Annotated in this window: 28 protein-coding genes and 1 other annotated feature; of the genes, 9 read left to right on the top strand and 19 right to left on the bottom strand. The window is 39.3% G+C overall.

From position 1 onward, the window contains the following. Positions 1–11 precede the first annotated feature (11 nt). On the bottom strand, positions 12–854 hold the full coding sequence (locus IHV09_RS03860; protein WP_197190425.1) for a DegV family protein: 843 nt from the start codon (positions 852–854) through the stop codon (positions 12–14). 226 nt (positions 855–1,080) lie between these two features. On the opposite strand from IHV09_RS03860, the gene IHV09_RS03855 reads away from it, so the two are divergent. From IHV09_RS03855 to IHV09_RS03840, 4 genes are all read left to right on the top strand, one after another. After that, positions 1,081–1,524 carry a MarR family winged helix-turn-helix transcriptional regulator gene (locus IHV09_RS03855; protein WP_197127395.1) on the top strand — a complete coding sequence of 148 codons (444 nt, stop codon included), beginning with the start codon at positions 1,081–1,083 and terminating at the stop codon, positions 1,522–1,524. Between the two features lie 212 nt (positions 1,525–1,736). Then, positions 1,737–2,690, top strand: coding sequence for a helix-turn-helix transcriptional regulator (locus IHV09_RS03850; protein ID WP_197263665.1), 954 nt, complete (start codon positions 1,737–1,739; stop codon positions 2,688–2,690). A 68-nt stretch (positions 2,691–2,758) separates the two neighbouring features. Further along, positions 2,759–2,947, top strand: coding sequence for a cold-shock protein (locus IHV09_RS03845; RefSeq protein WP_197127393.1), 189 nt, complete (start codon positions 2,759–2,761; stop codon positions 2,945–2,947). Positions 2,948–3,191: 244 nt separating this feature from the next. Further along, positions 3,192–3,773 carry a YtxH domain-containing protein gene (locus tag IHV09_RS03840; RefSeq protein ID WP_197127392.1) on the top strand — a complete coding sequence of 194 codons (582 nt, stop codon included), beginning with the start codon at positions 3,192–3,194 and terminating at the stop codon, positions 3,771–3,773. 44 nt (positions 3,774–3,817) lie between these two features. On the opposite strand, the gene IHV09_RS03835 is transcribed toward IHV09_RS03840, so the two are convergent. The 3 genes from IHV09_RS03835 to IHV09_RS03825 all read right to left on the bottom strand — a co-directional run bounded on the left by IHV09_RS03835 (position 3,818) and on the right by IHV09_RS03825 (position 7,576). After that, positions 3,818–5,686: a heavy metal translocating P-type ATPase gene (locus IHV09_RS03835; RefSeq protein ID WP_197263664.1), complete on the bottom strand. Its 1,869-nt coding sequence runs from the start codon at positions 5,684–5,686 to the stop codon at positions 3,818–3,820. A 199-nt stretch (positions 5,687–5,885) separates the two neighbouring features. Next, the gene (locus IHV09_RS03830; protein ID WP_197263663.1) at positions 5,886–6,692 is read right to left on the bottom strand and encodes an ABC transporter permease; all 807 of its coding nucleotides are present in this window, start codon (positions 6,690–6,692) and stop codon (positions 5,886–5,888) included. Continuing rightward, positions 6,689–7,576 carry an ABC transporter ATP-binding protein gene (locus IHV09_RS03825; RefSeq protein WP_197263662.1) on the bottom strand — a complete coding sequence of 296 codons (888 nt, stop codon included), beginning with the start codon at positions 7,574–7,576 and terminating at the stop codon, positions 6,689–6,691. The genes IHV09_RS03830 and IHV09_RS03825 overlap by 4 nt, the downstream gene beginning before the upstream one ends. A 145-nt stretch (positions 7,577–7,721) precedes the next feature. Between IHV09_RS03825 and IHV09_RS03820 the strand changes: the two genes are divergently transcribed. From IHV09_RS03820 to IHV09_RS03810, 3 genes are all read left to right on the top strand, one after another. After that, on the top strand, positions 7,722–8,315 hold the full coding sequence (locus IHV09_RS03820; RefSeq protein ID WP_197127388.1) for a TetR/AcrR family transcriptional regulator: 594 nt from the start codon (positions 7,722–7,724) through the stop codon (positions 8,313–8,315). 260 nt (positions 8,316–8,575) lie between these two features. Beyond that, positions 8,576–9,193, top strand: a complete 618-nt coding sequence (locus IHV09_RS03815; protein WP_197190430.1) for a DUF47 domain-containing protein — start codon at positions 8,576–8,578, stop codon at positions 9,191–9,193. A gap of 12 nt (positions 9,194–9,205) precedes the next feature. Beyond that, complete coding sequence (locus IHV09_RS03810) at positions 9,206–10,204, top strand: inorganic phosphate transporter (protein ID WP_197127387.1); 999 nt, start codon at positions 9,206–9,208, stop codon at positions 10,202–10,204. 156 nt (positions 10,205–10,360) lie between these two features. Here IHV09_RS03810 and IHV09_RS03805 read toward each other — a convergent pair whose 3' ends face one another. From IHV09_RS03805 to IHV09_RS03760, 10 genes are all read right to left on the bottom strand, one after another. Beyond that, entirely contained in the window at positions 10,361–11,614 is a 1,254-nt protein-coding gene (locus tag IHV09_RS03805) for a dicarboxylate/amino acid:cation symporter (RefSeq protein ID WP_197127386.1), read from the bottom strand. An 87-nt stretch (positions 11,615–11,701) separates the two neighbouring features. Then, on the bottom strand, positions 11,702–12,610 hold the full coding sequence (locus IHV09_RS22775; RefSeq protein ID WP_197263661.1) for a GNAT family N-acetyltransferase: 909 nt from the start codon (positions 12,608–12,610) through the stop codon (positions 11,702–11,704). Between the two features lie 90 nt (positions 12,611–12,700). Next, the gene (locus IHV09_RS03795; RefSeq protein ID WP_197263660.1) at positions 12,701–13,738 is read right to left on the bottom strand and encodes an HAAS signaling domain-containing protein; all 1,038 of its coding nucleotides are present in this window, start codon (positions 13,736–13,738) and stop codon (positions 12,701–12,703) included. Between the two features lie 13 nt (positions 13,739–13,751). Then, on the bottom strand, positions 13,752–14,072 hold the full coding sequence (locus IHV09_RS03790; RefSeq protein ID WP_191752745.1) for a PadR family transcriptional regulator: 321 nt from the start codon (positions 14,070–14,072) through the stop codon (positions 13,752–13,754). A gap of 109 nt (positions 14,073–14,181) precedes the next feature. After that, positions 14,182–15,612 carry a proline--tRNA ligase gene (gene proS, locus IHV09_RS03785; RefSeq protein WP_197263659.1) on the bottom strand — a complete coding sequence of 477 codons (1,431 nt, stop codon included), beginning with the start codon at positions 15,610–15,612 and terminating at the stop codon, positions 14,182–14,184. A 50-nt stretch (positions 15,613–15,662) separates the two neighbouring features. Beyond that, positions 15,663–15,878: a binding site (T-box leader), on the bottom strand. 221 nt (positions 15,879–16,099) lie between these two features. After that, entirely contained in the window at positions 16,100–17,068 is a 969-nt protein-coding gene (locus IHV09_RS03780) for a sugar phosphate isomerase/epimerase family protein (protein ID WP_197263658.1), read from the bottom strand. 1 nt (position 17,069) lies between these two features. Beyond that, a complete protein-coding gene (locus tag IHV09_RS03775; protein WP_197263657.1) occupies positions 17,070–18,125 on the bottom strand; it encodes a Gfo/Idh/MocA family protein in 1,056 nt (351 codons plus the stop codon). Then, complete coding sequence (locus IHV09_RS03770; RefSeq protein WP_197263656.1) at positions 18,122–19,156, bottom strand: Gfo/Idh/MocA family protein; 1,035 nt, start codon at positions 19,154–19,156, stop codon at positions 18,122–18,124. Before IHV09_RS03770 ends, IHV09_RS03775 begins: the two co-directional genes overlap by 4 nt. A gap of 27 nt (positions 19,157–19,183) precedes the next feature. Next, a complete protein-coding gene (locus IHV09_RS03765) occupies positions 19,184–19,915 on the bottom strand; it encodes a ThuA domain-containing protein (RefSeq protein WP_197263655.1) in 732 nt (243 codons plus the stop codon). An 88-nt stretch (positions 19,916–20,003) separates the two neighbouring features. Next, a complete protein-coding gene (locus tag IHV09_RS03760; protein ID WP_197263654.1) occupies positions 20,004–21,020 on the bottom strand; it encodes a LacI family DNA-binding transcriptional regulator in 1,017 nt (338 codons plus the stop codon). Positions 21,021–21,175: 155 nt separating this feature from the next. On the opposite strand from IHV09_RS03760, the gene IHV09_RS03755 reads away from it, so the two are divergent. Together IHV09_RS03755 and IHV09_RS03750 are read left to right on the top strand one after the other, a co-directional pair. Beyond that, on the top strand, positions 21,176–22,264 hold the full coding sequence (locus IHV09_RS03755) for an AI-2E family transporter (RefSeq protein ID WP_197127377.1): 1,089 nt from the start codon (positions 21,176–21,178) through the stop codon (positions 22,262–22,264). 19 nt (positions 22,265–22,283) lie between these two features. Then, positions 22,284–23,135 (top strand): DUF1206 domain-containing protein, encoded by an 852-nt coding sequence (locus tag IHV09_RS03750; protein WP_197263653.1) that lies wholly within the window; start codon positions 22,284–22,286, stop codon positions 23,133–23,135. Between the two features lie 82 nt (positions 23,136–23,217). Here IHV09_RS03750 and IHV09_RS03745 read toward each other — a convergent pair whose 3' ends face one another. The 5 genes from IHV09_RS03745 to IHV09_RS03725 all read right to left on the bottom strand — a co-directional run bounded on the left by IHV09_RS03745 (position 23,218) and on the right by IHV09_RS03725 (position 26,523). Beyond that, positions 23,218–24,456 (bottom strand): MFS transporter, encoded by a 1,239-nt coding sequence (locus IHV09_RS03745; protein WP_197263652.1) that lies wholly within the window; start codon positions 24,454–24,456, stop codon positions 23,218–23,220. Positions 24,457–24,700: 244 nt separating this feature from the next. Continuing rightward, a complete protein-coding gene (gene clpP / locus IHV09_RS03740) occupies positions 24,701–25,282 on the bottom strand; it encodes an ATP-dependent Clp endopeptidase proteolytic subunit ClpP (RefSeq protein WP_066392681.1) in 582 nt (193 codons plus the stop codon). A 15-nt stretch (positions 25,283–25,297) separates the two neighbouring features. Then, entirely contained in the window at positions 25,298–25,507 is a 210-nt protein-coding gene (locus IHV09_RS03735) for a hypothetical protein (RefSeq protein ID WP_197127374.1), read from the bottom strand. After that, the gene (locus IHV09_RS03730) at positions 25,504–26,106 is read right to left on the bottom strand and encodes a winged helix-turn-helix domain-containing protein (protein WP_197127373.1); all 603 of its coding nucleotides are present in this window, start codon (positions 26,104–26,106) and stop codon (positions 25,504–25,506) included. The genes IHV09_RS03735 and IHV09_RS03730 overlap by 4 nt, the downstream gene beginning before the upstream one ends. A gap of 174 nt (positions 26,107–26,280) precedes the next feature. Further along, positions 26,281–26,523 carry a hypothetical protein gene (locus IHV09_RS03725; RefSeq protein ID WP_197127372.1) on the bottom strand — a complete coding sequence of 81 codons (243 nt, stop codon included), beginning with the start codon at positions 26,521–26,523 and terminating at the stop codon, positions 26,281–26,283. Between the last annotated feature and the right edge of the window lie 47 nt (positions 26,524–26,570).

Genomic DNA, 26,570 nt, shown 5'->3' with positions numbered 1-26,570 from the left:
GGGTCAGACCCCTATTCTTCAAACCAGAGGAGGCCGAGGGTGCCTGCGCCAACGTGGACGCCGATCGCAGGGCTCAGTTGCCCTAGATTGAATGTAATGTGTGGATACTTCTCTCTTAACAGGTGAAGCCAATCCTCCGCCTTTTCTGAGGAGCCGCTGTATACGACACTTACACCATAAGCACCTTTATTTTCTGCCGCTTCTTCAAACAAAGCGAGAACACGAGATTCTGCTTTTTTTAACGTTCTGATCTTTTCAAATGGTACGAGTGAACCATCGTCAAAGGTAAGTATGGGTTTGATCTGAAGAAGATTTCCAACAAGGAAGCTTGCACCAGATAATCGACCACCTTTTCTTAATTGCTCAAGACTCCCGATGCAAACATAGCCTTTTACATGATCTGCTGTTTCACGCAGCATCGCAGCAATTTCCTGAGCTTCCAATCCTTCAGATTCAAGTTTCTTTCCTTTTAACAAAAGTTGTTTCATTGATTCAGATAAAATCTTTGAATCTACAATATGTACTGGAAAATCTGCCATTTCCGCACCAAGTCTAGAACCATTGATCGTGCCGCTGAATTTTTCAGAAACATGTATGGCAATTCCACAATCATAGTTATGTTTCAGAACTTCATAAAAGTCTGAGAACTCTCCAACTGTTGGCTGGCTCGTTTTTGGAAGTTCAGAAACACTTTCAAGTTTTGCATAAAATTCATCCGGGGTAATATCTACACCGTCTTTATAAATTTTATCTTCCATTATGACAGATACAGGAATAATATGAATGCCAAGTTCTTTCGCTTCATCCTGTGTTATGCAGCTTGTACTATCTGTAATCCAAGCAATACGTGCCATCTTGCACATCCCCCTTTATCTCTCTATTTTTTATTAGATAGTAACAAGTGAATTCCTCTTTTATCAGGAAATATATTTTTGTTTCTAAATTAAACCTATATTTCAATAGTTTAAATACTAGCACAGAGATACACATTGAAAACTAGATACTTTATACTACTCTTTAATGGAACTTATCGGAAATTTATATTAAAATAGGAGTAATGTAAGCTAAGGAGGCAGTACTGTGAAAGTGGTGGCAGATAGTAGAAATGTATTAATGGAAGTAGAGCGTATAGAGAAAGCGTTTAATGAGATCATGGACGTGATAAAGCCTGAAATATGGGAAGAAGAAGAGATTACTTCTACTCAATTCCAAATATTAAAGACTTTATCATCTCGTGAAAAATGGACGGTTTCCGAGATTGCTGACGCTATGAAAGTACGTGCAAGTGCTACTACCGTTATCATCGATCGACTCGTTAAAAGAGGATTAGTAGATCGTTATCGCTCTGACCTCGATCGAAGAATTGTATATGTGCAATTAAATGAAACTGGTTTAGTGGCATTTCATGCAATTCAAGAAAAAAGAAACGGTGTACTGATCAAGTACATGTCACAGCTCACTGATAAACAGCTTGCGGATATGGTTCAATGTATTGAACGCCTTTCTTCAATAGTAAAGAACTAATATTAAAAAACTGCTTATAACAATGACCGCAGATTAGTTTTCCTACCTTTCATACTACGAAATCAACACGTTATCCAATGGATTAACGTGTTTTTTAATTTATTCTTACTTTATTTGGATAAACTCTAACATTTCAGCATATTTGTACGATATAACATACAAAGACTAGTACAAAAGTTTTAATATATGAATATTTCAATTAGGGGTCTAACATGTCAAAAATAAAAAGACTGGAACGGTTACTGCTTTCCATAAACTCTAAAAAGCATTTTACCTTAAAGGAATTAGCTGATGAATTTGGAGTATCTACAAGAACCATTCAACGTGATCTATTAAATCTGATCGAGATGGGCCTTCCAATCGTATCTGAATTCGGACCACACGGCGGATATCGCATCGAGAACGATCGTATTCTTCCTCCGATTGGATTTACCGAAATGGAGGCTTCCTCTATTCTATTTAGTTTGCAAGCATACACTGAATCAAGTTTTCCTTTTCAAACCCAAAGTAAATCTATTTTACATAAACTGCATCAGTTCATGCCAGAAGATGCTAAAGAAAATTGGACTCAAATTCAAAAACGACTTTTGGTGCAGCTACCATTACCTCCAAAAAGTCAGGTTGCGCCAGTTATTCTTGAAGCTTCAATCAAACAAAAGATTGTCACGATCCTATATACGATGAAAGAACAAAAAATGTATAGCAACATTCAACTGATTGGGCTTTATAGCGAAAATGGTGAATGGTACTGTCCAGCATATTGTTACTCGCTCATGGATTATCACGTTTTTACACTATCAGATATCAAGCATGCTGTAATAAATTATGAACCAATAGAGGTAAAAGATTTTACCGAGGTAACTATTCATAACTGGGCATCTCAAATCTCACCAAGAAACTATGTTAGACTCGAAGCAGATTTATTACTAGAAGAATTAACTTATTGTGAGTCTCACCCTTTTCTTAAGCAATTTATTACTATTAAACAAGATGGTTTATACAGTCTGACAGGAGATATTTTGGCAACTTATGTTGAAAAAGCTGCCGAGTATTTATGGCCATTGAAAACGAACATTTCAATAAAATCTCCGAGAGAAATTAAAGAGATTCATGCACGCTGGGCAAGGGAAATCTCTGCTCAATATGAACTTATTTTAAATATGTAATCAAATTGATACATATTTTTCCTCTTTTAGGCGTATACTATAAGTAGAACAGAAAAAGGGGGATATCTATGGCTTTTTTTTCAAAACAACCTGCAGAGCCGATTCCAGACGTAGAAACGAAGGTTTGGGCATGTACGAGTGATGGATGCTCATGCTGGATGCGCGCTGACTATTCTTTGCAAAAAGAACCGCAATGCCCCATTTGCAAATCAGCAATGAATGAAGAAATTCGTATGCTTCCAGAATTAAAGAGTTAATGAAATAAATAGAATTCGGCCGGGTGATTGCTGCCCGGCTTTTTCTATATTCAAATTTATAACGTTTTGGAGTTATCATTCTCTATCAACCGTATATAGAGTAAATATATTATTTGCTTTCCATCATGCCATCCTAAACGATAAATTTGTTTCTATTAATATTCATCACGCCTTCATGCTTCATGTTTATCATCAATAGGTTCCGGGTAGGGTTTTATACAGACTAAAAGGAGGATTCAATACTATGCCTAACCATACAAACACAACAACGACTACTGCGGAACCGGTCTTTACACATTCCGATTTCCAAACACGAGATACTGCTGATACTAACGTTAGCAAGAAAAGTAATGCTTCTGGTTTTGCTACAGGTTTAGTAGTGGGAGGTCTTGTAGGGGCTGCTGCAGCATTATTATATGCTCCTAAAAACGGAAATGAGTTTAGAAACGATCTTCGTGATTCGTCTATCAAATTGAAAGAACGCACGCAACAGATGAAAGATGAAACAATGCTAAAAGCAAAACTTGGAACTATGGATGCTAAAGATACGGTTGCATCTATAAAAGAAAAATCCGGAAACCTTTCTCTTTCTGCTCGTCAAAAGCTACAGGAAGCGAAGAATACGGCGACTGAGGTAAAAAGTGAAACACAATCTGCGATAGAAGAAGCAAAACAAGAGGCTGAAAAAGACAACTATCAAACCAACACGCAAACAAAAGCTGTTGTAACGCCTCGTACCCTTTCTTCCACTGATACACAGCAAAAGACAGGAACAGATTCTAGCTATGAAAAAAAACAAAGTGATATAAACAATAATACTTTTTAATTCAGATAAAAAGCCGCGACGTTAAGTCCGGCTTTTTTCTGTGGCTATTTTAATAAGCGGAGCCCATTTAAAATCACTAGTATCGTGCTTCCTTCATGCCCGATCACCCCAAATGGCAACGTGAGGAACTGTAAATAGTTCGCACATAATAAAAATAAAATAACACTGATTGAAAAAATGATATTTTGTTTAATAATTTTTGATAAACGTTCAGATAGTTGCATGGCATAAAGCAGCTTGCTTAGATCATTTTTTACGAGGATTACATCTGCAGTCTCAATGGCGGCGTCGCTTCCCATTCCCATCGCTACACCAACATCTGCTATAGCGAGAGCAGGTGCATCGTTCACACCATCACCGATCATAGCTACCACCGCTTCTTTATCTTTCCATTTTTTCACGGTCTTAACTTTATCTTCAGGCATGCACGAAAAACCTATTTCGTCTACCTTCGCGATTCTTCCGATCATTTCTGCTCCACGTTTAGAGTCACCAGTTAGCATGATCGTTAAAATTTGTTTTTCTTGTAGATCTTTTATCGCTTGAATGGTCTCTTCCCTTACAGTATCTCCTAGTAGAAAATAGGCTGTGAGCTGATCATCAGCCGTTACATAGACAACAGTGTGTCCTGTTTCTTCTCCTTTGTCCTCTATCCTCATCAACAGCTCGCACTCTTGCTTTTCTGTTATATCAGTCCACTCACGATTTCCTATTTTCCATATAATATCTTGGATGTGAGCTTTCACACCCAGTCCTGGCACATCCTCAAACGCATTCAGTTCTATAGGTTTTAATTCTTGATGAATTTTAAGATGTTCATTAATAGCTTTTGCAAGAGGATGTATGCTATTACTTTCAATTCCATGGATGATTGAGATCAACTCTTCTTTTGCCCAAGAAGAATGGAGAAACTCAGCATGTTTCACAGTGGGATGGCCTTTTGTTAAAGTACCTGTTTTGTCAAAAGCAATTACGTTCACTAAACTCAACTTCTCCAAAAATACACCACTTTTAAATAGAATCCCATTCTTCGCTGCGTTAGATAACGAAGCAAGTAATGCTGGCATTGTCGATGCTACAAGTGCACAAGGAGAAGCAACAACTAGTAGAACACAAGCTCGATATAAAGATTCGGAATAACTCCAAATACCAATCGATCCAGGCACTAGAAACGTTAAGGCTGCTGCCAGTAATACGAAAAGAACATATTTTGTTTCAAACTCTTCAATCTTCCTTTGCACTGGCGGAGCATCACTTTGAGCGTTGTTCACTAAATCTATCATTCTTTGAAACACAGAGTCTTTCATGTGTTTCGTCACAGAAATCTCTAACAATCCAGATTGATTCAACGTTCCTGCTAATACTTCCGATGATGCGTAGACCTCTCGAGCAAGGGGCTCACCTGTTAGAGCGGATTCATTAATAAAAGAGTTCCCTTTTACGATGATTCCATCTGCAGGCACCCGTTCTCCTGGCTTAACCTTTATAAGGTTACCAGGTTCTAAGGAGGAAGCTTCCACTCTATATTCCTTATCTTCCAATAAAAGCCATGCTTCTTCCGGCTGCAAACAAATTAATGCTTTGATTTCTTTATCACTTTTTTGTAAATTGTACATCTCTAGCGCACCAGAATAAGCAAAGATCAAGATCAGAACAGCGCCTTCCCCCCAATAGCCGATCGCAGCTGATCCAATTGCGGCAAACATCATAAGAAGTTCAACATTCAATTGTCGCTCTTTAATGCTTTCCTGAATCCCCTCAACTGCTTTTGCATAGCCTCCTACGATGAAAGCTAACAGATAAAAGAGCACATAATAAGGAGACTCTGAATACTTTTCCATCATCCACGCCGTTAATATGAAGATGCCAGACGTCGTTGCCATTAACAGTTGTGTTCGTGCAGAGAGTTCCATTGGACTTCCCCTCCTGCTGTATTGATAATAACTATCATCCTCAAGTACCCTTAAAAAGCAGAAATGCTGCCGTCTTTTACGACAGCAGCCTGAAAACTATCCAATATTCGGTTCCTAGCACTTACATTGTATGTGGAATTTCCATTTTTGTGACTTTGTTTATTAATATTATACACATTAGTCGAACTATTTAGAATATTTATAACGGAAGATTTCTATTCTTAAACACGATCACACTAACCATGAACAATAAAAATGTTGAGATACTTAGAGAACAACCGATCCAGATCGCGTCCGTTTCATTGTTGATCAACTTAACCGGGTCGTACCATTTAAAGATCGAAAAGTTTAACATCCATTCTGTTTTCTCACTGAGTTTACCTGCCATGTTCAACATATAAAACAAAAGCGTGATCCCAGCAGAAATTCCGAGCGCTTTTTTCTCATCATTACTTACCGATGAGATAAAAAAGCAATAACCTGCGATCGTTGAGAAGATAAGAAAGGTCAGTACATTCATTCTAATAAAAGAAGGAATATCCAATTGATACCCTTGAATCAACCATTCACTTGCTGCAATGCCACTAAGCGTTGTAAACCCTACGATCAATGCAAGTCCGGTAAGCAATACTGCTGCCTGTGTGATAGCAACCTTAACTCTTGAATTTGGTGTAGCGAGCATATAGGCCATTGAACCTTGATCGATCAAGCGTGCCATCACCCGAGTTGAAGTCAAGATCACATATACCATCAATATGATCAAAAACAACATACCGTAAAATTCACCCGCTACATAGTCTGATAGCGAATTTATGCCATTCTCCATCCCGATCAGCTTTCGCATGCCTTCTGGCAGAGCTGCGATCATATCGTTAAATCCTTTCATATCAGCAATAGAAGGATATATCCAAATGATCAGGACAATATAAGCTGCAGCACCGTATATGAACCCGGCAATCAGCTTTAAGTGACTTTTCATCATCGCAAGGAATAAAGGCAAGCTCATTTCGCCACTTCCCTTCTGTCGTAATAATGCATAAAAATATCTTCTAAATCCTGTGGCCGTGTATCGATATGTTGAACCTCACAGCCGCTTAACAACTGAAGAAATTCCTGATCATTCCCTTGAACCGTAACATGAACCGTTCTTTCCCCTTTTACTTCTGTATCCAAATTGGAATGAAGAATGGTATTCATATCATTTTCAGACTTAACTTTCACTTCAAATACACGTCGTTGAACCGTACGTAGCCTATGCATATCTTCTAGCGCTACTAATCTTCCGTCTTTTATGATCCCTGCCGAATCACAAGTCCGCTCAATCTCTTGAAAACTATGTGATGACATAAGTATCGTTTTGTTATTTTGTTTTTCTTCCAAGATAAGATCGATAAAAACACGCTGCATGAGTGGATCTAGCCCCGATGTAGGTTCATCTAATATAAGAACTTGAGGCTCATGCATAAACGCTGCTATGATTCCCACTTTTTGTTTCATCCCTTTAGACATCTTCCTTATTGGTGCTTTTACATCTAACTGAAATCTTTCAATTAATTCGTCTCTCCGTTTTGTAGAGGTTTGCTTTCGCATCTTTTGAACGAGTGACAAAAAGCCAAGCCCTGTCATCCCTTCTAAAAAAACAATCTCTCCGGGCAGGTATCCTGTTTGTTCTTGAATGCGTGCAGCGTTGTTCCAACAGTCCATTCCATCGATTGAAGAATGCCCACTATCTGGTTTCATAAAACCCATCAAGTGACGAATGGTTGTTGATTTGCCCGCTCCATTCGGACCAATATATCCAAACACCTCACCTTTTTGCACTTCAAAGTTCAGGTCGAACAAACCTTTTTCTGCAGTAAATCGCTTTGACAGTCCCTTTACGATAATCATCGTCACACCCACCTTTTTGAAATATTAAACTTATTATATTTCAAAATAATCATAACCCTTTTCGTCGCACTTAGCAATACTTTTTGAAATATGTGATTTGTTATTTTTCAAAATATGTTTTATCCTAGTAAAGAGGTGAAGAAATTTGAACGGATACGAACGTCGTAAGGAACAGAAGAAAAAAGATATTAAACAAGCTGCTTTCTCGCTTTTTCAAAAACAAGGCATTAAAGAAATAAAAATAGAAGATCTCGCAAAACATGCTGGGGTATCTCAAGTAACTATCTATAATCATTTTGGCAGCAAGGAAGCTTTGTTTCGTGAAGTGATTAAAGAATTTGTAGAAGAAGAATACAAATTTCATAAGAAGCTATTTCAGAAGGATCTTTCTTTTAAAGAAAAAATGACCGCAAGCATCCATCAAAAGACGAATAACGTACTGAACATTCATCCAGAAGTTATTCAAGAGATGATGCTAAACGATGAGGAGTTAAAAATTTACTTAACTGAATTTCAATCTAAGTATGCAATTCCTTTAATAGTTGACCTGATTAGAAGTGCTCAAAATAATGGTGAGATCAATCCTGATCTTTCTTTAGAATCGATAATGGTATACATCCAACTTTTCAATAACGATATGCTTATCTCGATGATCACAGGAGAGAATGGAAAAAAGCTAGCAACAGATATTTTACAAATGTTCTTCTATGGGCTTTCTGTGCCACTAGATTCTAAATAATACGTTAAGGAATGATGAGTTAGAAGAATATAAAGAAAACATTTCAAATCATTTACATTGTAAATTCTGTGTGTGTAAATTATAAAAAGATAGGTTAACCTTGTTAATCTTTTGTAAATAATTGATTACAATTCATTCTTTTTCGACAAAAACTCTTATTTTTTTGTATAATGTGTTGGGTGGTTAAAAAATAGAAAAAAATAACCACTATAAAAAACGTAAAAGAAAAAGGATAAAAGACATTTCTTTTGGAGGGTACTATGTTTACAAAGAAAAAGGACAAGTTCATGGTCATGCTAACGGATATTGCTAGCAACTTGAAGGACTCTGCTGGTTATTTCCACGAATTTAAGATTAACAACGAAAATGATCTTCGCGAGTTTGCGGACCACTTAAAAGAACTAGAATCTAAAGGTGATTCTTATGTTCATACCGTTATCATGGAACTGAACAAAGTATTTATTACACCCATTGAAAGAGAAGACATCTTATCACTTGCCATGAGCATGGATGATATTTTAGATGGTATCGAGCAATCTTCTGCATTGTTTGATATTTACGCAATTACAAATCCAGATCAATACATGGTTAAATTTGTAGAATACATTAAATTAAGTGCGGAAGAAATTCTGCTTACTGTTAATTTGTTATCAGAGAAAAAACTTCTTGATATGCGTGAACATGCTATCAAAATTAAAGATTACGAATCAAAATGTGACGATCTTTACCGTGAAGCACAGCGTGAGTTGTTCTCAACACAAACAGATCCGATCAAAGTTATTAAGTATAAAGAAATGTACGAAGTGCTTGAAGGCATTGCCGACAGCTGCCAGAACGTTGCAAATACTTTAGAATCTATCATCATGAAAAACGCTTAACGGGTGGCTGGTATGGATACAGTATTACTCATTACCATTCTTGTTGTAATCGGTGCGCTTGCATTTGATTTTATCAATGGATTTCATGATACGGCGAACGCGATTGCAACATCTGTTTCAACAAAAGCGTTGACACCAAGAAGAGCTATTATTTTAGCTGCTGTCATGAACTTTGTCGGAGCCATGACATTCACTGGTGTTGCAAAAACGATCACCAAAGATATTGTTGACCCATTTACACTTCCTAACGGGTCAGTCGTTATCCTTGCTGCTCTTGTTGCGGCAATCGCTTGGAACTTGATTACTTGGTACTATGGAATTCCAAGTTCATCTTCACATGCAATTATCGGTTCTATAGCTGGTGCTGCGATTGCAGCTGCTGGTTTTGAAGCACTTCATTATTCTGGTTTTCTAAAAATTATTTATGGTTTACTTCTATCTCCGATTCTAGCATTTATTGTTGGTTTTATATTTTATAACGTTATTAAGATGATATTTAAAAATACGAACCTAACGAAAACAAATAACGGTTTTCGTAAAGTGCAGGTAGCTACTGCTGCGCTTCAAGCTTATTCCCACGGTACGAATGATGCGCAAAAAGCGATGGGTATCATCACGATGGCACTAATCGCGAACGGCTACACGGAAAGCACTGATATTCAGCTTTGGGTACAGATTTCCTGTGCACTTGCAATGGGTCTTGGTACTTCTGTAGGTGGCTGGAAAATTATTAAGACGGTTGGCGGAAAGATCATGAAGATTCGTCCAGTTAACGGGGTATCTGCTGATTTAACGGGAGCTTCAGTTATCTTTGGAGCATCTTTCTTAGGTATACCAGTAAGTACAACGCACGTTATCACTTCTTCTATCCTAGGAGTTGGTGCGTCTCACCGTTTAAAAGGGGTTAAGTGGGGAACTGCTAAGACAATGATCATCACTTGGTTCATCACACTTCCGATCTCTGCGACATTAGCTGCTCTATCTTATCTCGTATTAAACTTAATCTTTTAGTTACACTTAAGTCTTCCGTTATTAGTTAGCGGAAGGCTTTTTTTATTTTGCTTTTACAGTCAGCCAATGATTGGGATGCGATAACAAAGTAGATACACATTTTTTCCATAAAAAAATCTCTAACTCAACATAAGATGAGTTAGAGATGTAAATAGATTATGCGCCTTTTTGTTCTGTTAACGAACCTGTCTTTTTAATCAGCCAGTTCTTACCTTCAACTAAACGCGCTGTCATCATACTTGCGACATTATCACCTGTAGCGTTCAATAAAGTAGCTGGAGGATCAATAATGGCAGAGATCGCTGCAATTATTGGAAGAGCTTCAGGAGGAAAACCGAACAGAGATAGAATAAGCATCTCCGCTATCAGTCCGCCTTGAGGGATCGCTCCCATTACCATACCGACTAGTAGAGCAACTCCACCAACAAGAAGATAAGTATTGAATCCTGAGAAGTCCATTCCAAATATTCCAAAAAGGAACGTGATCTTTAATACCCCACCGATAACAGATCCGTCTTTATGCAGCGTTGCACCGAGCGGAATCGTCGTTTCACTAATATCGTCAGGTACTCCCATTTTCTTAGTAGCTTCTAAGTTAACAGGAATACTCGCAGCAGAACTACACGTTGCTAAACTCGTTACAGATGGCGAAAGCATGTTTTTCCAAAACACACGGATACCAAGCTTTCCATGAGCCATGAACGCGTATAAGGTAAAGAAACCAAAGAAATAAAGAATAGAGAACGGATAGTAGAATAAGACTGCTTTAAAGTATGAACCGAGCAACGTTGGGCCGAATTCACCAACAAGTGCAGCAAAGTATGCTCCTAAACCAACCGGTGCATAATACATCACATATTTCACCATCTGAAGGGTAACTTCACTTCCCGCTGAAAGGAAGTTCGCGAGCGGCTTTGCTTTTTCTCCTACTTTCGAAGTTGCAAGACCTAACAACACAGAAAAAAGGATTAGTGCTAACATATTGGCACGACTTAATAGATCTACGAAATCTGGCACAGTGACTGTACTAACTAACTGATCACCAATCGATACTTCCTCACCCGTTGTATCAGGCTTCACTAAGTCGATCTTCACACCCTCAGAAGGCGGAAAGATTTTAATTCCAGCCATACTGATGATAGCAGCAACCGTTCCTGTGAATAAAAAGACGATCAGCATAGAGCTGATAATCTTACCAAAACGTTTAGTTCCAGCCATACTCGCTACACTCGATGAGATCGAAAAGAAAACGAGTGGAACGACAATCATGAACATAACGTTTAGAAACAGATCGCCGAACGGTTTAAGGACTGCAGCGTCCTTCCCCATCGTCGAACCGATGATGCTTCCGGCAATAATTGCGAGGAGCAATATAATCGGTGAACGATAGGCTTTCCAAGTGTTTTTCATAACATTCTCCCCTTAAATAGATTCATAATCACTCTATCTATTTTATACGGAAAAAATATTTTTCATAGAGGTGAAGTAAAAATAGTACTATTTTCTAGAATATGTTTCTGCTGAAAGTTGCTTCTTAATATGAAATAGTTCTTTTTGAATAACAAACCCGATTCTCTGGTATAGGTTGATCGCTTGTTTATTTTCATGGTTTACGCATAGATCAATACGTCTCAAGTGCGGATTACTAAGCATCCATTTGACGGCATAGGTTAATAGCTGTACGCCGATTCCTTTTCCTCGATGGTTTTCATCTACAGCGAAAAATTCAATAGAACCTTCTGCAAACTCAGGTTGTATTTCCACATAAATGTAACCTGACACTTCATTTTCAGTCTCATAAACAAACACTTTATGAAACTCGTTAATTCGTTCAATGATCTGTTGTGAATTGTAGTAAGTAGAAGGAAAATGGGTATCATGGAGATTTTTGAAAACATCTTTATCATTTTCTGTCAGTTCTTTTATGTTCTTTACTAAATTTGTGGTTGTTAAGGATTCCTTATTGACCGTAAGTATTGTATGTTTACTTTCTTGATCCATAAAGTCATTATGTAGTAGGAACTCTCTCTGATTTGTATTTTCTGTAGAGATAAAGAAATGAACCGTGTTAATTCTTTGGGGAATGAGCTGAAGTAAAAACTCCAAAAGCTGTTTAGTAATTTGCTGGTGCTCACTATGCCGGATAAAAGGTCCCCATATTTCTGCGTTTCCGTTCTCGAGATCTGCATCAAATCCGATCACTCCTACAAGGAGATCATCCTCATAAGCCAATGCGAAGGATTCATTGTAAGGAACATCTGAAACGTCTTCAATTAGTGAATGGAGAATTTCATGCTCTTCTTCACCACAATAACCGCAATAGTTAGAGGTGATTCTGTTTTCGTTTGCAATGAAGATTGCGATTTCTTTCGCTTTTGAAGAATCTGCTTTTACTATCGTAAACACGTTATTCCTCCTTCGTATTTTTCTACTATTAAACTTTAACATATTGTTCCATTTCAAAAATAAAAAGACTTCTTTTTAGAAGCCTTTTTCTTATCCATTCTTCATCCATTGGTCGATGGCAGCGTTTGATTTATTTGCTTTATTGAAGCCCGTAATAATATCAATGATGGAAAATACAGCCATGAGTGTTGCTATTGTGGATACAAACCAAAATGCTGGAACATCCGGGACGGTGTCATATAGTTTTTGAGTAAATGACTTATTATAAAGAGTTTCATCCGTTAGCATAAAGCAAAGTAATCCTACCGAAATAAAATGATAGATTAAGTTTAAAGAAGCAAGCAGATTCGTCCATCTTCCAATGAAAAATTTATAGATAGCAAGACCCACTTCAATAAGAATAAGCAAAACTATAAAAGGAGCATACGTGAACAAAACTTCTTCATTAAATAGTGGAGCTTTGAGCGTAAGTCCTTCTAATCCTTTTCCACTTTGTTCATACCAACCGATCATTTCAGCCGACTTAAATAGGATTATTGCCCAAATTGCTGTCCAGAATAAACTAAAGAAAACTTCCGCTTTTGGAATCTGTCTTTTCGCAACTACTTTCTTAAGTTGATATAGATCGGATGGAGACCATGTTTTCTTTTTTCTCGTGTAAAGATCACCATTCGAAACTCCTGATCGTTCTAACATGATAAAAACAATCGTTACCCAGAAGAAAACTTGAAACAAAACATTCAAGCTGGATAAGAGCATCTTCAAGCAAAGTTGACCGATAAAAGCCATTACAGTGAATAGAGATTTATCACCCTCAAACGTGATCATACCGTTTACAAAAAGCGTAAGGCTGCTGATTACAACGGAAATGATCGCTGCTACGATCAAGACATTGATATAACTTTCATAAAACATAGGACCTATGAGATAACGAGGCTTATTATTGTATTCGCCTGCGAGTTTTACAGGATCTCCTAGTTTCATTAGAACCACTTCAACATCCTTGTCTGTGTATTGATCTGAAAGCATATCTTCGATAGTAGACCTTAATTCCATCGCGATGTCATCCCTTATTTTTTCGGGAAGTCTTTGTGTCACTTCATTGATATACGTTTCAATCAAATTCATTTGGAATTCCTCCTTATAACATCGAATTTAATTGCATGGACGTTTTTTGCCATTCTTCTTTCAGCTGTCTGAACACTTCTTGACCAAACTCGCTCAGAAGATAATATTTTCTAGGTCTGTTCTCGGTTGTATCCCACTCACTCGTCAGCAGCTCTTGCTTTTCAAGCCTTCGAAGAAGTGGATACAATGTGCTTTGATCAATAGATACGTTGTTCTCTTCTAACCGTTGTGCGAGTGAGTACCCGTATTGCGGTGTTTGGAGCTGGCTTAAAACTGCTAAAGTTAAAGTTCCTCTTCGCAGTTCTGTCTTTAGAGAGAAAATTAATTCGCTCATGCAATCACCTCGATTATAGTATAGTGTATGTCATACAGTAATGTAAAGTTCCTAATATTATGGAATTTATTATATTTAAAAATAAGGAAAGGGGTCAGACCCCTTTCCTTTAATATGCTTTTGCCCAGTACACAAGATGCTTTGCTTCTTCATCACAGCAAACGCACTTTTCTGAGAGCTTTTCTTGTTCAAATGGTATACACCTTGATGTTGCACCTGTTTCATCTTTAATAAAATTCTCACAAGCTTCATCTCCACACCACATCGCTTTAATGAACCCGCCTTTATCAGTTAGTTCATTTTTAAATGCATCAAATGTAGTGACTGTCGTTGTTTGATGTTCTCGGTGAGCCTTTGCCCTTTTAAATAAATTACTCTGAATATCAACTAATGTATTTTGTATGTGTACTTCTAAATCTTGCAGAGTTATTGTTTCTTTTTCTCCTGTATCACGACGAACTAATATGACTTGGTTTTGCTCAATGTCACGCGGCCCAACCTCAAGACGAAGAGGTATTCCTTTCATCTCATATTCATTAAATTTCCACCCTGGCTTTTTATCACTTGCATCAATTCCAGTTCGAATGGTCTGTGAAAGCTTATCTTTTAAATCGTATGCAAAATCGAGAACACCTTCTTTGTGTTGAGCAATCGGTACGATCATGAGTTGAGTTGGTGCTATCTTTGGAGGAACGACTAGCCCCCGGTCATCACCATGAACCATGATCATCGCCCCAATAATACGAGTTGTGAAGCCCCATGATGTCTGCTGAACGGTCTGCAGTTTACCTTCTCTGTTCGTAAATTCGATACCGAACGCTTTGGCAAATCCATCTCCTAAATGATGAGAAGTTCCAGACTGTAACGCCTTCCCATCATGCATTAGGCTTTCAATCGTATAAGTGTATTTCGCTCCAGCAAATTTCTCTTTTTCTGTTTTCTGACCCTTCACGACCGGTATTGCAAGGAATTCCTCACAGAGATCAGCGTATACGTTAAGCATACGAACCGTTTCCTCGTGTGCCTCTTCATCTGTTTCATGGCACGTATGTCCTTCCTGCCAGAGGAATTCAAGTGTACGAAGAAAAGGTCTTGTGGTTTTTTCCCATCTCACAACGTTCGACCACTGGTTATAAAGCTTTGGAAGATCACGATGAGAATGGATAATGTTTTTGAAATGCTCGGCAAAAAGAACTTCAGATGTGGGGCGAACACAAAGTCGTTCTGTCAGCTTTTCTTCTCCACCATGTGTTACCCATGCTACTTCAGGAGCGAATCCTTCAATATGGTCTTTTTCTTTTTGAAGCAGACTTTCTGGTATGAAAAGCGGCATATACACATTCTCATGACCTGTCGCTTTGATCTGCTTATCAAGTTCCTTTTGAATGTTCTCCCATATTGCGTATCCGTAGGGTCTTAAAATCATAGATCCTCGAACACTTGAATAATCGATAAGTTCAGCTTTTGTAACAACATCTGTATACCATTGAGCAAAATCATCTTGCATACTCGTTACATCTTTTACAAATTCTTTTGCCATAGGTTGCACTCCTCACTATTATTAGAAAATAAAAAAAGCTAAACTTTTTCATTAGGGACCAATTTCATGGCGGTACCACCCTAATTCAAAGCTTAGCTTTACACTCTTTCATGATAACGGTATTTAACCGCTGGATATCTTATTATTGGAATAAGATACAGAACTCAGAGGCAGGTTCAATCGTTTGTCAGTAGAAGCTTTGCAGCCAAACAGCTTCCTCTCTAGAAAGACAGAATCGATTTACTAATCCTCTTCTTCGTTTTCTACTTCATATGTTTTTGAAATTATATGTGATATTGGTATGAACTGTCAAATCATTTTTTAACTAATGAGATTCAACATTTAATTCCATAAACACAAAACCCGTATCCCATTAACTGGGATACAGGTTTTCTCAGAGCTTGTGAGACTTGAATGTTAACCCCTAGAGAGTGTTCACTCCACAAATACAAATTTAGTAGATTTGTATTTGTGTGGGGTCAGACCCCTAGACCCACCACATCTCGGCTGGCTGCTCGGCGATGAGGATTGACTGCAGGTTCTTCACCGCGCGGTTGAATCCTTCGTCGATCGACATGATCGGATCTTCATGCTCGATGCTTACTACATAGTCATAACCATACGTACGAAGGGCACTCATCATGTCTGACCAGTCTTGCACAGAGTGACCACAGCCTACTGAACGGAAGCTCCATGCGCGGTTTTGAACAGCGCCATATGGTTGCATGTCCGTTAATCCGTACATGTTGATGTTGTCTTGATCTAAGTATGTGTCTTTTGCATGGAAGTGGTGGATTGCTCCAGCTTTTCCAAGAATTTTGATTGCTGCTACAGGATCGATGCCTTGCCACCAAAGATGGGATGGATCAAGGTTCGCACCGATCGCGTCACAAGTTTCTTCACGCAGCTTCAGTAACGTATGTGGAGTATGCACTAAGAAACCACCGTGAAGCTCTAAGCCAATCTTCACTCCATGTTCTTTTGCAAATTGACCCCACGTGCGCCAATACGGAATCAACTTCTCTTCCCATTGCCACTTCAACACATCGCTGTATTCATTCGGCCAAGGGGAAACGGGCCAGTTTGGATACTTTGCATTCTCAGAGTCACCCGGTACACCAGAGAAACAGTTTACCACTGGTACATTCATCAATTCAGCCAGTTCAACAGTTTTTACAAAAGTATCATGTGATTCTTTTGCAAAAGCCTCGTCTGGAGATAACGGGTTTCCATGACAACTGAACGCCGAAATCGTCAAACCTCGCTTTTCTACTTCATGTAGATAATGTGAACGCTTCTCTTCACTCTGAAGTAGTTCATCAAGCGGACAGTGAGCGTTTCCTGGATAGTTTCCAGTTCCAATCTCTACAGCTTGCACTCCCGCTTCTTTCACATAGTCAAGCATGTCTGTAAATGATTTTTGTGAAAACAAAACCGTAAACACACCTAATTTCATGCTACTTCACTCCTTTTTCATGTCCTAGTTGAATACCTTTTCCCATAAGACTGCTAGCATAGATCGCTTCGATTACGCGTGAAGTATTCATCGCTTCTTCAGCTTTCACAAGTGGTTCTGCTTTACCTAAACAGCTGTCCACAAAATTCTCTGCTTGAGGAAGACCGGGATCATCTTCTCCAAGAATCCAATCTGCTTTAGTTGTCGTCATCATACCATTTACCGCTTTATTTACCGTAAGTGGAAAGACATCTAGCCCGCCTTTATCACCAGAAATACGAAGCAGTTCTGCATCGTCTGGAATATTTGCCGCCCATGATGTTTCAAACAGAATTGTTCCCCCATTTGCAAGACGAATATATGCCGTTACGTGGTCATCAACTTCAAACGTTTCTGCATCAAACGAACCCCATTGGTTCACTTGTTCTGCTTCACGACTCACTGTGTTATACGTTTGTCCAGATACTTCACTCACAATCGGGTTATCTAGGAGCCAAAGCGTTAGATCCAACAGATGGCAGCCATAGTCGATCAAGCTTCCGCCACCTTGAAGTTCTTTATTTGTAAATACGCCCCAACCCGGAACTTTCCTTCTTCTAAGCGCTTGTACACGAACAACAAGAGGATTACCAACCTCTCCTGCTTCCATGATGCGTTTTGCAGCCTGCGACTCTTTCATGTATCGATAGTGATAGGCGATCGATAATACTTTTCCTGATCGTTTTTCTGCTTCTACCATTTCTGCGCATTCTTCAACGGTCATCGCCATCGGTTTCTCACATAAAACATGTTTACCTGCATCTAATGCTGCAACTGTAATCTCTCTATGAAACTTGTTAGGTGTACAGATAACAACAGCATCTACATAAGGCCACATCTCTACATAACTCGTAAAATAGTTCGGTACGTGAAATTTTTCAGCAACACTTTTGGCAACATCCACGTTTACATCACTAATCGCAGTAACTTCTGCTTTTTCTCCTAACTTTTGAAAAGCGGGGATATGACGGCCTTGTGCGATGCCGCCTGCCCCGATGATCCCAACTCTTAGTTTCATGCGTGAACTCCTGTTTTAACTTTTTCGATCGTTTTCTTCTCGTTTGATTCTAAAGCAGCTAGGATAACAGCTAATGAACGCTTACCTTCTTCGCCCGTGATTAGTGGAGCTTTACCAGAGTCGACCGCTTCAATAAAGTGATCTACCACATGTGAGTTAGATTGGTTATCATTCGTTTGAATCGCACCCATCTCGTAGCGTACAACATTTCCGTTCGTATATTGTGCGACTAAAGAATACTGGGGATCGTCTTCTAATCGAAGGATTCCTTTTTCACCATAAATAATTGTAGAGTTATCTTCTTTTGCCGTGTAAGACCAACTAGCGGCCAATGTCCCGATGACCCCGCTCTCTGTTTTCAACACGCAAACAGCTGTATCATCAACGGAAGCAAACTCTTTTGCGCTCGTCTCAACAAAAGCACCAACTTCAGCAATCTCTTCTCCAAGAATGTATCGGATCAAGTCTGTTTTATGAACTCCAAGATCACCCATTGCACCGATAAACGCTTCATCCTTTTTAAAGAACCAGCTGTTCACACCATCTACGCTCCAGCCTTCGGGTCCTGGGTGCCCAAAAGCCGTTCGGAAGCTGTAAATTTTTCCGATATCACCAGACGCAATCAGCTCACGCGCTTTCTGGTGTGCCGGAACAAAGCGCTGATTATGACCAATCATTAGCGTTTTTCCGCTCTTTTCTGCTGCTGCGATCATTTCCTCTGCTTCTTGAAGCGATGTTGCCATCGGTTTTTCACATAAAACGTGCTTTCCAGCATGTAAAGCCGCAATTGAAATCGGTGCGTGAAGAAAGTTAGGCGTACAAACACTTACTGCATCAACTTCTTCAAGTGCAAGAAGATCATTATAATCCGTAAAGATCTTTCCTCCGTATACCGACTGTGTTGATTCAGCACGCTCTTTTATGATGTCACAAACAGCAACGATCTCTACGTCTCCATTAGCCGCATATTCTGGAAGGTGACGATGTTGTGCGATACTACCGCAACCGATAATTCCAACTTTAATTGTCATGAGTATTTCCTCCTTATAGTGGGTGCTTTATATTTTTACTTTGCTTGAGATTGCTTCAAGCGGTTTTGCATTTCCGTATTTTGGAGCTTCACTGCCTGAAGGAGCTAAGAATGATACTGCATTCGTGATCACTTTTTGCACATCTTCGTTGTAATACGTTGGATACGTTTCATGTCCCGGACGGAAATAGAATACTTTTCCTTTGCCACGATTGTAAGCTGCTCCTGATCGGAACACTTCTCCACCTTCAAACCAGCTGACAAATACAAGATCATCTGGAGCAGGAATATCAAAATGCTCCCCATACATCTCTTCTTTTTCAAGCTCGATGTATTCACCAAGTCCGTTTGCTATCGGATGGCTTGGATTAACAATCCAGATGCGTTCTTTTTCATCAGCTTCACGCCACTTAAGGTCACACGATGTTCCCATCAGCTTTTTAAATATTTTTGAGAAGTGACCAGAGTGAAGAACGAGTAGACCCATTCCATCAAGAACGCGTTGATAAACATTATTTACGATTTCATCTTCTACTTCATCATGAGCTAAGTGTCCCCACCAAACTAACACATCCGTGTTGTTTAATACTTCTTCTGTTAGACCATGCTGAGCTTCATCAAGTGTTGCTGTGTTCACATCATGCCCTGCTTTTTCTAGAAATTCTTGAATAGCACCATGAATTCCTTTTGGATATATTTCTTTTACTACTGGATTTTTCTGCTCATGGCGGTTTTCATTCCAAACTGTTACTTTAATCATTTATAACTTCCTCCTATGTGTGTAAGCGTTTTACGTAAACGTTTACGTAAATCCCAAATAAAAATGAAGCTTTGAGTTAACCCGCTTTTTACTTGTCACGAAATTCACTGACTGATTGCCTTTTCACAATGGTAAAAGGCATATAACGGCTTTTTGCTTCTTGTTGTTCACCTTTAATCAAACTGACTAGCATTTCACCTGAGGTTTGTCCCATATCCTTTAACGGCTGAGATACAGTCGTTAGTGGCGGATAACACATCTCAGCAATCTTCAGATTATCATACCCTATGATTGATAGTTCCTCTGGCACCCTTATGCCCAACTGATGCGCAGCGGACATGGCTCCAATGGCCATCTCATCACTTGCTGCGAATAATGCGGTCATATCTGGGAGTTTTTTTAGCAGAAGTGGCAATGACTCTTTTCCGTTTTGAAAACGATAACCCTCGTTTTTTGTAATATGGTTCTTAGTAAACGTAAGTCCATAACTTTCTAGAGCTTTTTGAAACCCTTGCATCCTTGGTACGCCCGCTATTGGATCCTGATCGCTGCCGCCGATCATCCCAATCTCTTTATGCCCTTTTGAGATTAAATACTCTGTAGCTTGAAATGCTCCATCAAAATCATTCACTCGAACAAACGGCAAATCGTATTTGGATGACGCCGTAGACACAAGGACAACAGGTACTTTCATCTCTTGAAAGATTTTATAGTACTCTTCCTTTACATCTTCTGAAGCAAAGATGATACCATCTACTCGTTTTTCTTGAAGCAGCCTCAAATATTTCACGGTTCTCTTCCCACTCGAAGTCGTGTTGCAGACGATTACGCTGAACCCTTCGTCGTGAGCTGCATTCTCTACACCTTCTAATACTTCTGATGAAAGCATTCCGGATACATCCGGAAAAAGAACCCCTATCGTCTGTGTCCGCTTGTTGATGAGCCCGCGTGCGATGGCGTTAGGCTGATAACCGAGTGCTTCGATAGATTGCTGAACTTTTTTCTTTGTTTCCTCCGAATAGCCAGGCAACCCGTTTACAATCCGAGATACTGTAGCGATTGAAACGTTTGCATGCTTGGCCACATCTTTTATTGTCGGATTCAAAACATCTCCCTGCTTTCTTGTTACGTAAACGTTTACATTTACACTTACAATCTATCAGCGCTCTTAGAAAATGTCAATTATTTTATTATCCAAAATAAGATTACGAATTACTAAAAAGGGAAAAGACTACTATTATGAAATGGAGGTCAGATTTAATGTGGTATCAGCACTCATTTTTCAAGTACGCCGCAGGCTCAGTTTTACTATTAATGATCCTTTATTTACTAGGTAAAATTGATTACCTGCTTGACTTCCTTTATCTTGTTATATCTAGCGTTTTCTTTCCTTTGTTTATCGCTGGGTTGCTTTATTATCTGCTTAGACCGGTCATACGTTTTTTAATGGAGAAAAAAGTCCCTAAGTTTGTAGCCATCATGGTAGTGATGGTCGGTTTGATCTTAGCGATATCTAGTGTTGCCACGCTAACCGTCCCCGTTGTAGCCGATCAGCTTTCTAGTATCACTGACGATTTCCCGAAAAAGATTGGTGAAGCTACTGAAAAGACAGGCACGATGATTACTGGAAGCAAAAAATCATTCGTCGACAGCACACATATAACAAAGTTAGCCACACAACGGCTTGAAAAGTTTACAAGTACCGTTTCAAAAGATGTTATTGCTCTTGTAGCCACATTGACAAACATTGCTTTAGTATTGTTAGTGGTCCCTTTTATTCTTTTTTACTTGTTGCTTGACGATAAGAAATTTTTTAACTATTTTTTAAGGTTTACTCCTCATCACATGGAGCATGAAGTCGCAGCGATTGTTAGAGACATAGACTCTACCCTGTCCTCCTACATAAAAGGTCAAGTTCTCGTTGCTTGGTTTGTAGGTATTTTTATGTTTGCGGGGTATCTATTGATCGGATTAAAGTTTGCCTTAGTACTTGCTCTTTTTGCAGTTCTAACAAATGTGATTCCTTTTTTAGGACCGTTTATCGGGGTGTTTCCTGCTCTTTTAGTAGGTTTGATCCAAGACCCGTTTATGGCTGTAAAAGTCGCAATCGTAACGCTCGTTGTACAACAAGTAGAGGGAAATATTTTGTCTCCTCAAATCATGGGAAAACAGCTTCGTATCCATCCGCTCACCATCATCCTAGTCGTACTCATGGCAGGTGCAGCATTTGGGTTTATCGGTCTGCTTTTAGCCATCCCTACTTATGCTGTCTTAAAGACGATCATCAGTAACGTATACCGTATTTACTTGCTCTATAACCCACCTGAGTCTAGAAGTAATTTGCTTTGAAAGGAGAAAAGTACTCATCGTGAAACAGCCTTTTTTAAAGAAACCAACAGTTAAAGATAAAATTAAAAGTCGTTTTGAGTCCTATCGCCCTTGGGTCCACCGTACTGCACGTATCGGTTATCTTTCAAAAGGTATCGTTTACATCATTATCGGCATTCTTGCTTTAATCATGTCTATTGGAAAGCATCCGAGTGAAGCAAGTTCAAACGGAGCACTCTATACGATCGCTCAACAGCCTTTTGGTCCAATATTATTGATTTTGCTTTCCTTAGGCTTGAGTGCGTTTGCTTTTTGGCAGATTGTTAAAGCTCTTTTCGATCCTGAATGTGTGAAGCATGACTGGAAAAGATGGTTTAATAGGTTAGGTTTTTTAATTATTGCAGGCGTTTATATCGCCATGTGTATCAGTTCTTTACGCATATTGTTTCGTGCAAGAGCAAAATCTTCTGATGAAACTTACCAAACGCTTTCTGCACAAATGCTCTCACAGCCTTTTGGTCAACTGTTAGTCGCTATTGGAGGTATTGTTTTTGCCATAACAGGAATCGTATTTATGTACCGAGCCTTTACACACCGATTTAAACGCGACTTAAAGAAGAATGAAATGAATAAAAAAGAATGGCGATGGAGCGGTTATATTGGAACATTTGGAATGGCTGCCCGCGGTATCGTTTTTATGATTATTGCGTTCTTTCTAGTTCGTACGGCTATACTTGCTGATCCAAAAGAGACTCGGGGTTTGGATGGCGCACTCTTGGAGCTTGCGTCACAACCGTTTGGTCCAGTGCTTCTTGCAATCGTATCACTCGGCTTTATCTCATATGGCATATTCATGTTCGCAAGTGCCAGATATAGACGATTGAATAACTAAACAAAGCCCCCTGTCTCTAAAGAGACAGGGGGCTTTGTTTTTGTGAGAAAGACATATTGAAGAGAAATGTCTTTGTTTGGGGTCAGACCCCAGAAGACCATTTCTCAAGAGTCTTATCTGTAGGCAGCATGACCGTTAACAATCCGACTAACGGTAAGAAGCTGATCAAGAACATCGTGTTTGAGATGCTCGTCACGTCAGCGACCTTACCAAGCACTACCGACCCGAGGGCTCCCATACCAAACGCCAGACCAACGATCAAACCTGATACCATACCGATTCTACCAGGTACAAGCTCTTGGGCATATACGACAGTCACCGAAAAACTTGTGTTCAAGATAAAGCCGATCAAGAAAAACAAAGGAATAACAGCCCATAACCCTACGTGGGGTAGAAGTAAAGCGAGTGGTGCTGACCCGACCATCGACCAAAAGATCATGTTTCGTTTTCCTAACCGGTCTGCGATTGGTCCTCCAAAGAAAGTTCCAAGTACACCTGAAGCCATGAAAACAAACAAGTAGATTTGTGCTTGTCTAATAGTAAGTCCATAATCATCGATCAAATAAAATTGATAATAGTTGCCGATTCCAGAGAAGTACCAAGAACGTGCAAAAACTAAAAAGACGAGCAGTGCCATCGCTCCGATAACTTGGTTTTTTCGTTTCTTATCAATTTTCTTTTTCTCACCGGTTTGCTTTTGAACACGCGGGAAATGAACAAGCTGTTTGGCATACCAGCCGGAAACATAAAACAATACGAAGATAGCGATAGCCGCTAGCGAAGTAAACCATACAGCTCCGAACTGTCCGAGCGGTACGAAAACGAGCGCAGTCATCACAGGGGCCAGTGAGCTCCCTGTATTCCCTCCGACTTGATAGATGGATTGTGCTAGTCCTCGACGGTTTCCAGCTGCCATATAAGCGACTCTAGACCCTTCAGGATGAAAGACAGCAGAGCCTAAACCAATACCAATAACTGAAATGATAATCATATAAAAGGAATCCGCAAACGCGATCCCCAGCATACCTACTAAACTCGCCATCATTCCAACTAGGAGTATATAAGGTGAAGTTGTTCTATCCGTATACCAACCAATCACCGGCTGCATGATGGAAGATGTGATGTTTAAAGTAAAAGCAATCCATCCAAGCTGAGTAAAAGTCAGATTCATTGATTTCTCTAAAATTGGAAAGATAGCTGGTATAACAGCCTGCATGGAATCGTTTAATAAATGCACAAAACTTATGGCAAAAAGAATGGAATAGATCGTTTTTTGTTGGTTAGAAGATGAATCTATCGACTTGCCTGTTGGAGCTGACATCCTTCATTCCTTCTTTCGTTTATCTTTAAAAGCTCATACACTTTTAAATTATGTAACTTACATTAGATTACCATATTCAGATGGATCAAAACGAAATCGCACGTATTTTACATTCAAAATGAAGCAAACACCCGCGAAGAAAATCTCAAAACAACACGGGAAATAAATTGTTTGGGGACTGACCCCATACAAGAAGCCAGCCCATGTTTCATGGCTGGCTTCTTACCTTGCTCTTATTCTATTTCTAGATCTTCTCGATCACTTTATCAATGATCCCGTATTTTAATGCTTCCTCTGCAGACATGAAATAATCACGGTCTGTGTCTTTTTCCACCTTTTCAATCGGCTGGCCGGATCGATCAGAAATGATCTTATTCAACAACTCGCGTGTTTGTAAGATGCGTTTCGCGTGAATCGCCATATCTGATGCCTGCCCTTGTGTTCCACCTAACGGCTGGTGTATCATCACTTCTGCGTTCGGAAGCGCATAACGCTTGCCTTTTGCACCAGCTACCATGAGAACAGCTCCCATTGAAGCCGCCATGCCGATGCAGATAGTCGAAACATCGGGTTTAATGAATTGCATCGTGTCATAGATCGCTAGCCCCGCAGTAACAGAACCTCCTGGTGAGTTGATGTAGATGGAGATGTCTTTGTCAGGATCTTCAGCTGCTAGAAAGAGTAATTGAGCAACGATGGAATTTGCTACGTTATCATCGATCGCGCTCCCCAGCATAATGATTCGATCTTTTAACAAGCGTGAGTAAATATCGTAAGACCGCTCTCCGCGATTTGTAGATTCTACTACCATTGGAATTAGATTCATCTGTTTTCCTCCTAGTTAGGCTGCGATTGCCATCGGGTTTGTATTTGTTTTTGGTGTAACATGTATTTTTCCAAATCCTGATGTGATAAAAATAATTTTAGCTGGTTCCTGTACCGTTTCTGTTTCTGTAACCTGTACTTCTGTTTTCATAGGAATGATGTTAGTATCATCACTTGCTGCTTCGCGATTGATTGGGATAACCGTACTTTTATTCTCCTTATTCACGTTGTGCCGCCTCCTTCAGGTTTTGGATACATCGCCATTGAAACGTAGTACATCTTTGCATTCTCTTCGTTCGGTTTGTGGTGTTTTTGAATGAGAGTGGTGAGCATATCTGCATATTCCTGCAAAAAAAGATTGCGGTGTTCAACGTTGGAAAGTGCTAGTTCCATTTCCATCACTGCGCTTGGTATCTCTTCATCTTCCGACTGCTCCATTAAGGAAATGGCATCTCGTTTGATCTTCTCAGTGAGTGATAACACATGAGCAAGAGCCGTTTGATCTTGGAGCTTTTTCATCGTGTCAGCAGAGAGACCTAGTGAATCTGACAATAAAAACGAACGGCCGACACTTACGTATAGAACTTCTACAAGGTTTCTTACATTCCTTGTGCCTGCACGTACTACAAGGCCTACTTTTTCAAGTGCTTTAAGATGATAATTCATTTTTTGAGCGGAATCGTTCATTCTTTTTGATAGCTCTGTCGCAGAACGCGGCTCCTTTAACAAACTTATGAGCTCAGATCTTACAGGATGCAATAGCGCAGCTGCTTGTTCTGGTTCTGTGACAATAAACGTCTCTGGCATACTTTGATTCCTATTCACTCTCATCACCTCACTTCATTATTTGGCCTGACGTAAAAATATAACTTTACGTAAAATTATTTTATTACGTTACACGTCATTTTGTCAAAGATTTGAAAAAAATATACGTTTGCCTATAGAAAGAAACAAAAAAAACAGACTGACTTCTCTTCAGCCTGCTTCTTTTTATACTCCTTATACGAACGGTCCGATTCCAAGGATGAAAAAGACCGTGGCCATTCCTGCGTTCAACCAAAATTCCGTTTTTTGATTAAATATTTTTCGCTCTACTGCCCGAAAAATAAAAATCACCATCAAGATTGAAAATAATACAGTTGGACTTTCCCAAGTCTTACCGTTATAAATAGCCAAAAGTAGCCCTAAGAACATGAGAACCATTTCTGTATACACCCAGCGTTTTGGACGTTTTTTCATCATATCGGCCCCCTATTCACCGGTTGATAGTACATAGTGTACGATGTGGA

This window comes from Fictibacillus sp. 23RED33, from assembly GCF_015903925.1.
GTDB classification, from domain to species: Bacteria; Bacillota; Bacilli; order Bacillales; family Fictibacillaceae; genus Fictibacillus; species Fictibacillus phosphorivorans.
The sequence above is the reverse complement of the archived record's forward strand: the minus strand, read 5'-3'. Positions and strand labels throughout refer to the sequence as shown.

Bases quoted from the DNA above. Each gene is read 5' to 3' on its own strand.
- IHV09_RS03770 (WP_197263656.1), bottom strand. From the start codon at position 19,156: ATGACAATTAAAGTTGGAATTATCGGTTGCGGTAGTATCGCACAACAT.
- IHV09_RS03845 (WP_197127393.1), top strand. From the start codon at position 2,759: ATGGCTTTTTTTTCAAAACAACCTGCAGAGCCGATTCCAGACGTAGAA.
- IHV09_RS03825 (WP_197263662.1), bottom strand. From the start codon at position 7,576: ATGATTATCGTAAAGGGACTGTCAAAGCGATTTACTGCAGAAAAAGGT.
- clpP (WP_066392681.1), bottom strand. From the start codon at position 25,282: ATGAATCTAATTCCAATGGTAGTAGAATCTACAAATCGCGGAGAGCGG.
- IHV09_RS03790 (WP_191752745.1), bottom strand. From the start codon at position 14,072: ATGAGCGAATTAATTTTCTCTCTAAAGACAGAACTGCGAAGAGGAACT.
- IHV09_RS03850 (WP_197263665.1), top strand. From the start codon at position 1,737: ATGTCAAAAATAAAAAGACTGGAACGGTTACTGCTTTCCATAAACTCT.
- IHV09_RS03810 (WP_197127387.1), top strand. From the start codon at position 9,206: ATGGATACAGTATTACTCATTACCATTCTTGTTGTAATCGGTGCGCTT.
- IHV09_RS03835 (WP_197263664.1), bottom strand. From the start codon at position 5,686: ATGGAACTCTCTGCACGAACACAACTGTTAATGGCAACGACGTCTGGC.
- IHV09_RS03780 (WP_197263658.1), bottom strand. From the start codon at position 17,068: ATGAAATTAGGTGTGTTTACGGTTTTGTTTTCACAAAAATCATTTACA.
- IHV09_RS03765 (WP_197263655.1), bottom strand. From the start codon at position 19,915: ATGATTAAAGTAACAGTTTGGAATGAAAACCGCCATGAGCAGAAAAAT.
- IHV09_RS03815 (WP_197190430.1), top strand. From the start codon at position 8,576: ATGTTTACAAAGAAAAAGGACAAGTTCATGGTCATGCTAACGGATATT.
- IHV09_RS03725 (WP_197127372.1), bottom strand. From the start codon at position 26,523: ATGATGAAAAAACGTCCAAAACGCTGGGTGTATACAGAAATGGTTCTC.
- IHV09_RS03860 (WP_197190425.1), bottom strand. From the start codon at position 854: ATGGCACGTATTGCTTGGATTACAGATAGTACAAGCTGCATAACACAG.
- IHV09_RS03755 (WP_197127377.1), top strand. From the start codon at position 21,176: ATGTGGTATCAGCACTCATTTTTCAAGTACGCCGCAGGCTCAGTTTTA.
- IHV09_RS03775 (WP_197263657.1), bottom strand. From the start codon at position 18,125: ATGAAACTAAGAGTTGGGATCATCGGGGCAGGCGGCATCGCACAAGGC.
- IHV09_RS03745 (WP_197263652.1), bottom strand. From the start codon at position 24,456: ATGTCAGCTCCAACAGGCAAGTCGATAGATTCATCTTCTAACCAACAA.
- proS (WP_197263659.1), bottom strand. From the start codon at position 15,612: ATGGCAAAAGAATTTGTAAAAGATGTAACGAGTATGCAAGATGATTTT.
- IHV09_RS03795 (WP_197263660.1), bottom strand. From the start codon at position 13,738: ATGAATTTGATTGAAACGTATATCAATGAAGTGACACAAAGACTTCCC.
- IHV09_RS03840 (WP_197127392.1), top strand. From the start codon at position 3,192: ATGCCTAACCATACAAACACAACAACGACTACTGCGGAACCGGTCTTT.
- IHV09_RS03805 (WP_197127386.1), bottom strand. From the start codon at position 11,614: ATGAAAAACACTTGGAAAGCCTATCGTTCACCGATTATATTGCTCCTC.
- IHV09_RS03830 (WP_197263663.1), bottom strand. From the start codon at position 6,692: ATGAGCTTGCCTTTATTCCTTGCGATGATGAAAAGTCACTTAAAGCTG.